Annotated in this window: 5 protein-coding genes; 2 read left to right on the top strand and 3 right to left on the bottom strand. The window is 69.2% G+C overall.

Features of this window, described 5'->3' with window-relative positions; all coding sequences use genetic code 11:
* From RMT89_RS24430 to RMT89_RS24420, 3 genes are all read right to left on the bottom strand, one after another.
* The coding region (locus tag RMT89_RS24430) for a reverse transcriptase/maturase family protein (protein WP_315885922.1) at positions 1-1,154 on the bottom strand (1,154 nt) is incomplete at its 3' end.
* A 509-nt stretch (positions 1,155-1,663) separates the two neighbouring features.
* Positions 1,664-3,766 carry a SpoIIE family protein phosphatase gene (locus RMT89_RS24425; protein ID WP_315885921.1) on the bottom strand — a complete coding sequence of 701 codons (2,103 nt, stop codon included), beginning with the start codon at positions 3,764-3,766 and terminating at the stop codon, positions 1,664-1,666.
* 181 nt (positions 3,767-3,947) lie between these two features.
* Positions 3,948-4,583: a TetR family transcriptional regulator gene (locus tag RMT89_RS24420; RefSeq protein WP_315885920.1), complete on the bottom strand. Its 636-nt coding sequence runs from the start codon at positions 4,581-4,583 to the stop codon at positions 3,948-3,950.
* A gap of 135 nt (positions 4,584-4,718) precedes the next feature.
* Here RMT89_RS24420 and RMT89_RS24415 point away from each other — a divergent pair, with 135 nt between their 5' ends.
* A complete protein-coding gene (locus RMT89_RS24415) occupies positions 4,719-5,837 on the top strand; it encodes a VOC family protein (protein ID WP_315885919.1) in 1,119 nt (372 codons plus the stop codon).
* Positions 5,834-6,772, top strand: a complete 939-nt coding sequence (locus RMT89_RS24410; protein WP_315885918.1) for a fumarylacetoacetate hydrolase family protein — start codon at positions 5,834-5,836, stop codon at positions 6,770-6,772. The genes RMT89_RS24415 and RMT89_RS24410 overlap by 4 nt, the downstream gene beginning before the upstream one ends.
* Positions 6,773-6,778 lie beyond the last annotated feature (6 nt).

The following is a 6,778-nucleotide window of genomic DNA, read 5'->3' as shown; positions in this document are numbered from 1 at the left end:
ACGTGCAGTGCAACGGTTCCGTTGGTCGACCGGCGCTTGCGCCGGCTGCCTCGTTTCCGTTCGACTCTGCGGTCGTTCCTCTGGACGGAGATCTCATAGCCGAGGAATCTTGCCCTGCCGGTTCTGGCGTGGGTGATCAGCGTCTTTTCCTGGGACAGTTCCAGCTTGAGGTCTTCACGCAGGAACCGGGCCAGTCGCTGTTTGATTTCTTCGGCTTCGGCTTTGGGTCCGGCGAACCCGAGAAGGGTGTCGTCGGCGTATCTCACATAACGCAGTCGGCGATATCCCGGGTCGGACATGTCCTGGCTCGGGAGACTGTGCTGCCGCTTGCGCAGAGCACGTAGTTCGGCGCGGTCACCGCGCCCTCGTGCTCGTGCTCGCTGGATAGCCGCTTCCACCCGGCGGTATTCAGGGTTTCTCGCCCTGAGGTGCCCTCGGGTGTATTCCGGAATGAGAACTCGTTCGACGAAGTTGTCCAGTTTGTGCAGGTAGATGTTGGACAGGATCGGGGAGAGGACCCCGCCTTGCGGCGCGCCGCTGAGCGTCGCGTTCCAGGTCCAGTCTTCCAGGTATCCGGCTCGGAGCATGTTGCGCACGAGCCGCAGGAACCGATTGTCGTGGATTCTCTCGCCCAGGATGTCGAGTATCACTTGATGGTCAAGTGAGTCGAAGCACTTGGCGATGTCACCCTCGATGAACCATGTCGTCCCGGTCCAGGCACGTGCCACCTCGCTCAGCACGGTGTGGCAGCCCCGGCGGGGACGGAAACCGTGTGAGTGGTCGGAGAAGCCGGGCTCGAAGTAGGCCTCCAGGAGGAGGCGCATCACCTCGCCCACCAGCTTGTCTCTCCATGGCGGCAGGCCCAGCGGTCTCCTTTTCCCGTTCTTTTTCGGAATGAAGACACGTTTGACGGGCTGGAATCGGAATCGCTCGTGGCGTAACGCATCGATGATGCGTCCGATCTTTTCCAGTGACATGCCGTCTGCGGTTTCCCCTGACACCCCTGGCGTCATCGCTCCCTTGTTGGAGTAGATGCGGCCGTGGGCCAGTAGATACAACTGCGGGTTGAACATCTGTCGATAGAGTTCATTACACGGCAGGTTACGCCTACCTCGTTCACGAAGGATGTCAAGTACCGCTTCGGCGCTCTGCATTACGCATACCTTCCGGTCCCGTCGATCCATATCACCTGTGCCCCTTGGCCCTGTGGGCGGCTTTCCCGCCCTCCATGACAGGTCGTTACTCCTGCGACTACTACGGGCACTCCGTCACCATGGGGCTCGCGCCCTTTAGGTGATCCCATGGTTCGTCTTGATGTACGTATCTAGCGCGACTTAGGCGCCCCACTCATCTCCTTGAATTCCCTCGCTGGGAATCGCTCTGCCTCCCGGAGTTGCTTCGGCTGGCAGAAATGGCCGATGCAGGAAGCAGCGTCGGCTCCAGGTATCGTGCCGACGGGTCCGTCTTTTAACCAACTGGAGATTGGGGTTCAGGCAATCCAGCTTTCGCCGTATCGCGCGGGCCTCGCGGTGCACCGTCCCTGATACCTGGACCCGGCCACCGCTTTCCTGACATGCTACGGTCCCCTTTGTCTTTCGACTCCAGGTAAGTCATTCAGCCCGGGAATATTCTCCGAATTCCTCCCGGCTCAGCCGGGAATACATCAAGGCGCCTCCATGGCGCACTCCGCCCACACCGTCTTGCCGTGCCGGGCGTGGCGGGTGCCCCAGTGGGTGGCGAGCTGGGCGACCAGGAAGAGTCCGCGGCCGCCCTCGTCGTAGGTGCGGGCGCGGCGTTGGTGCGGGGTGGTGCTGCTGGCGTCGGAGACCTCGCACAGGAGGGAGCAGGTGGGGGCACCTCCCAGCCCTCCAGGGGGCTGGGGGAGGATGAGGCGCAGGCGGATGGGGGGCCGGCCGTAGCGGATGGCGTTGGTGACCAGTTCACTGACGACCAGTTCGGTGGTGAAGTCGAGGTCGTCGAGGCCCCAGGCGCCCAGTTGCTCGGAGACGTGTGAGCGGACTCGTGAGACCGCCGCGGGGTCCGCTGCCAGGTCCCAGCTCGCGACCTGGCGGTCACCGAGGGTGTGGGTGCGGGCCAGCAGGAGCGCGACGTCGTCGGGCGGGTGGGCGGGCAGCAGGGTGTCGAGCACGGTGTCGCAGGCGCTCTCCAGGGAGGGCGCGGGCCGGGCGAGGGCCTGCCGGAGCAGGGTGAGGCCCGTGTCGATGTCGTGGTCTCGGGCTTCGAGCAGGCCGTCGGTGTAGAGGGCGAGGAGGCTGCCCTCGGGCAGGACCACCTCCGCCGCCTCGAAGGGCAGGCCGCCCAGGCCTAGCGGTGGGCCCGGTGGCAGATCGAGGGTGTCGACGGTGCCGTCCCGTGCCGTCAGGAACGGCAGCACATGGCCCGCGCGGGCCAGGGTGCAGCAGCCGCCGACGGGGTCGTAGACCGCGTACAGGCAGGTGGCGCCGATGTCCGCGGGCTCGGTGTCCGGGCTGGTGGCGGCTTCGGCGGAGAGCCGCAGGACGACGTCGTCGAGGTGGGTGAGGAGTTCGTCGGGGGGCAGGTCGATGCCGGCCAGGGTGCGTACGGCGGTGCGCAGCCGGCCCATCGTGGCGGCCGCGTGGACACCGTGGCCGACCACGTCGCCCACCACCAGGGCGACCCGGGCCCCGGACAGCGGGATCACGTCGTACCAGTCGCCGCCCACACCGAGCCGGTCGCCGGCCGGGAGGTAACGGCATGCGACCTCCAGGGCCGACTGCGGTGGCGTGCGCGACGGGAGCAGGCTGCGCTGGAGGCTGAGGGCGGTGGCTCGGGCATGGGTGTAGCGGCGGGCGTTGTCGACGGCGACGGCCGCCCTGGCGGCGATCTCCTGGGCGAGGAGCAGGTCCTCGTCGTCGTAGCGGTCCGGGTTGCGGTGGCGGGAGAACTGGGCGACGCCCAGGGTGGTGCCGCGGGCGCGCAGGGGCACGACCAGCGTGGAGTGGGCCGGGGGCGCGTCGGAGTGGTGGCGTACGGGGTGGCCCGTGGTGAGGGCTCTGGCCTGCGGGGATCCCTCCGGATAGGTGTGTAGTCCCTGCGGGGTGATCGCCGGTTCCTCGGCGACCCGGCGCAGTACGAGCGGTTCCTCCGCCGGGGTGTCCCGCCCTTGGAGCAGGGAGTCGAGAAGGTCGACGGACGCACGGTCCGCGAAGTGCTCGGTGGCGAAGTCCGCCAGCTCCCGCGTGGTGCGGGCGATGTCCAGGGTGGTCCCGATGCGCACGCCGGCGTCGTTCACCGTCGTCAGCCGCCGCCGCAGCCTGCGCTCCCGCTCCTCCTGGTACGCCAGGACGCCCTGCTCGGCGCTGCGGTCCACGTAGGCCGTCGTCGCCGTGAGCAGTCTGCGCGCCACGGCGCTGATCAGTTCGGCGTCGCCGGTCAGCCGGGGCAGCACAGCGAGCGCCCGGTCGAGGGCGAAGCCCTGGGCGAGGCGGTGAGCCCGCAGCATCGCGGTGACGGGTATCCCGTGGCGGGCCAGCCTGCGTACGCGGTCCAGGTCGGCGGTGGGCAGTGCGATCCGGTCCGGCTCGACGCCCCGCTCCAGGCCGGTCAGCACGGCGATGGTGTGCTCGGCGATGTTCTGGGTGGTCATCCGGGCGATGTCCGGGTCCGCCCACAGCTCGGGGACCTCCCTGCGCAGGCACGCCGTCAGGTCGCCGGTCAGCCTGTCCGCGCCGGCCCTGAGCTCGTACGCGACCCGGGTCGTGAGGCTGTCCACGGTGACGTCCACACCATCGACGTTACGCCGCGCGGGCGCGCAGGCGAGGCGGACGCAGCACGGCCGCCCGGCCTCGACGGATCGAGGCCGGGCAGGGTGCGGGGCGGTGCGAGGACACGGGCGCGGTTGGAGCGGGAGTTGCGGCGCAGCGGTTCACGGACGACGGGTTTGGTCACGGCGGCTCAGCTCCTGCTCAGTCGAGGTCGGGCAGCTGGCGCCGGGCGACGTCATGGGCGTCCTCGGGCGGCACACCCAGCATGCGCAGCAGCATCTCGGCCAGGTTCGACGCGCTCTCGTCGCCGTCGAGTTCGGGCCGGGCGAACCGCAGTTCCACCAGTGCGAGGAGCGAGCCGCCCAGCGCGCTCAGCGCGACGACCGGGTCGGCGACGGTGAAACGGCCGGAGGCGATACCGGCCTCCAGGTCCCGCACCGCGCGCGGGGCCAGACCCGAGTCCGCGTGGATGTGGCCGAGGCCGCGGTGGCGCAGGACCTTCATCAGCTCGGGCCGGGACTCGGCCAGGTGTGCGCTGAGCCGGAAGCCGGCCGCGAGGAGTTCCGCCGGGTCGTCGACGCCTTCCAGGTGCTCGTCGAAGGCCTGGCCGAGCTCTTCGAGGGCGTCCCGCACCGCCGCGTCGAACAGCTCCGTCTTCGACTCGAAGTGGTTGTAGAAGGACCCGAAGCCGACGTCCGCGCGCTCCGCGATCGTCTGGATGCTCGCGCTGGTGTCCCCGGTCTCGGCGAGGATCTGGCGGGCCGCCCGGACCAGCGCCTGCCGGGTCTCGGCGCGGCGCCGCTCGAAGCGGTTCTTGGGCGGGGCTGACGTCGGCATACGCGCGAGTCTAGCAACGATCACAGCACCCCACAGTTCTGATGAATCGATCAGGACAAGCGGAACCAGCTATTGACGATCGTTGAATCAAAGCTGATGATTTCCTCATTACAGCAATGTTGCTTGGAGGACGTCATGTCCAAGACGGCTCATCAGGACCTCCACAGTGAGCAGGGCGCCCTGCGCGGCGAACACCCCGGCCGCTCCCGGAACCCCGTGATCAAAGTGGCGGACCTGGCCTGGCTGGAGTTCGAGAAGCCCGACCTGGACCGCGCGGAGGTCTTCGCGCGGGACTTCGGTTTCGGGATCGCCGCCCGTACGGAACAGGAGCTGTGGCTGCGGGGCACCTTCGCGGGCTCGCCCTGCATGGTCATCCGGCGCGGCCGGACCTCCCGCTTCATCGGCCCGGCGTTCCGCGCGGCCGAGCGGGCCGATCTGGACCGGCTGGCCCGGGCGACGGGTACCGACGTACGGGACGCGGACGTGCCCGGCGGCGGCAAGGCGGTCGGGCTGCTCGACCCGTCCGGCTTCCCGGTGCGGGTGGTGCACTGCGCCGAACAGCTCCCCGAACTGCCCGGGCAGCGGCCGCTGCTGCTCAACTTCGGCACCGATCACCGCCGTACGAACGCCACGCAGCGCCCGCCGCGCGAGCCGTCCCGCATCCAGCGCCTGGGCCATGTCGTCCTGGAGACACGGGTGTTCTCCCGTGCCCTGGACTGGTACCTGGACACCCTCGGGATGATCGTGTCCGACTTCCTGTTCCTGGACGGGCAGCGGGGGCGCGGTCCGACGATGGCGTTCATCCGCTGCGACCTGGGCAGCGTGCCCGCCGACCACCACACCCTGGCGATGCATCTGGGGCCCGGCACCGGCTATGTCCACTCCGCCTACCAGGTGACCGACCTCGACTCGGTCGCGGCGGGCGGCGAGTACCTCAACGAGCTTGGCTACAAGCGCAGTTGGGGCATCGGCCGGCATATCCAGGGCAGTCAGCTCTTCGACTACTGGCGCGACCCCGACCACTTCATGCTGGAGCACTTCGCCGACGGCGACCTGTTCTCCTGCGACGTCGAACCCGGCTGGGCGCCCATGTCGGCGAGCGGCCTGGCCCAGTGGGGGCCGCCCGCCACCCGGGACTTCCTCGGCGCCGGTCCGTCCCCCGCCAAGGTCCGTGAGGTGCTGCACGCCCTGCGCGGCGCCAACGAACTCGACCCCGCACGCCTGCTGGGCCTGATGAAAGCGATGAACTCATGAGCACCAACGTCCTGCGCACCGCCGACGGCTGGTGGGCCGTCCGCGACGACCGCGCCGTCCCCGTCGGCACCAAGGCCCACACCACCGCCGAGCTGCTCGCCGACCGGGCCGCCGTACGGGAGGCGGCTCTTTCGGGCGAGGCGGGCGCACCCGTCGCCGATCTGGTGGCCCTCTCCCCGGTCACCACCCCCTGCCGGGTGGTCGCCCAGATGGTCAACTACCGCAGCCACGCCCGCGATTCCGGCTTCACCGGCGACATCCCGCCCACCTTCTTCCGCAAGGCGTCCGGGTCGGTCAGCGGACCGCACGAGAGCATCGTCCGGCCCGCGCATGTGAAGTTCCTCGACTACGAGATCGAACTCGGCCTCGTCATGGGCGCCCCGCTGCCCATCGGCACCGTCGTCGAGGAGCGCGACCTGCCCTCGTACGTCGCCGGACTGGTGATCACCAACGACGTCAGTGCCCGAGACGTACAGCTGACCAAGACGCAGTTCTACGAGAGCAAGTCGTACCCCACCTTCACGCCGGCCGGGCCCTACCTCTCCCTGCTTGAGCCGCAGGACTTCGCCCATCTGCTGGATCTGCGGCTGAAGTTGAGCGTCAACGGCGAGCTGCGCCAGGACCGCACCCTCGCCGACATGATCGTCCGTCCGGCGCAGGCGCTGACCCTGCTGGCCCGGTTCCAGACCCTCGACCCCGGCGACCTGCTGCTGACCGGCACCCCCGGCGGCACCGCGCTGAAGGCCCCGCCCAGGGCCGTCGAGAAGATCGGCGCGCTGCTGCCGCCCGCCGTGAAGTGGAAGGCGTTCTTCAAGAGCCAGGCCAACAACCCCCGCTACCTGCACGAGGGCGATGTCGTCACCGCCACCATCGCCACCCCGGACGGCCGGATCGACCTGGGCGAGCAGCGTACGCCCGTCGCCGACGCGCACTGAGAACCG

It is taken from the genome of Streptomyces sp. P17 (assembly GCF_032436805.1).
GTDB lineage: Bacteria > Actinomycetota > Actinomycetes > Streptomycetales > Streptomycetaceae > Streptomyces.
The sequence above is the reverse complement of the archived record's forward strand: the minus strand, read 5'-3'. Positions and strand labels throughout refer to the sequence as shown.

What these genes read in the sequence shown, in the direction of transcription:
- RMT89_RS24420 (WP_315885920.1), bottom strand. Translation starts at nt 4,583, where the DNA reads ATGCCGACGTCAGCCCCGCCCAAGAACCGCTTCGAGCGGCGCCGCGCC.
- RMT89_RS24415 (WP_315885919.1), top strand. Translation starts at nt 4,719, where the DNA reads ATGTCCAAGACGGCTCATCAGGACCTCCACAGTGAGCAGGGCGCCCTG.
- RMT89_RS24410 (WP_315885918.1), top strand. Translation starts at nt 5,834, where the DNA reads ATGAGCACCAACGTCCTGCGCACCGCCGACGGCTGGTGGGCCGTCCGC.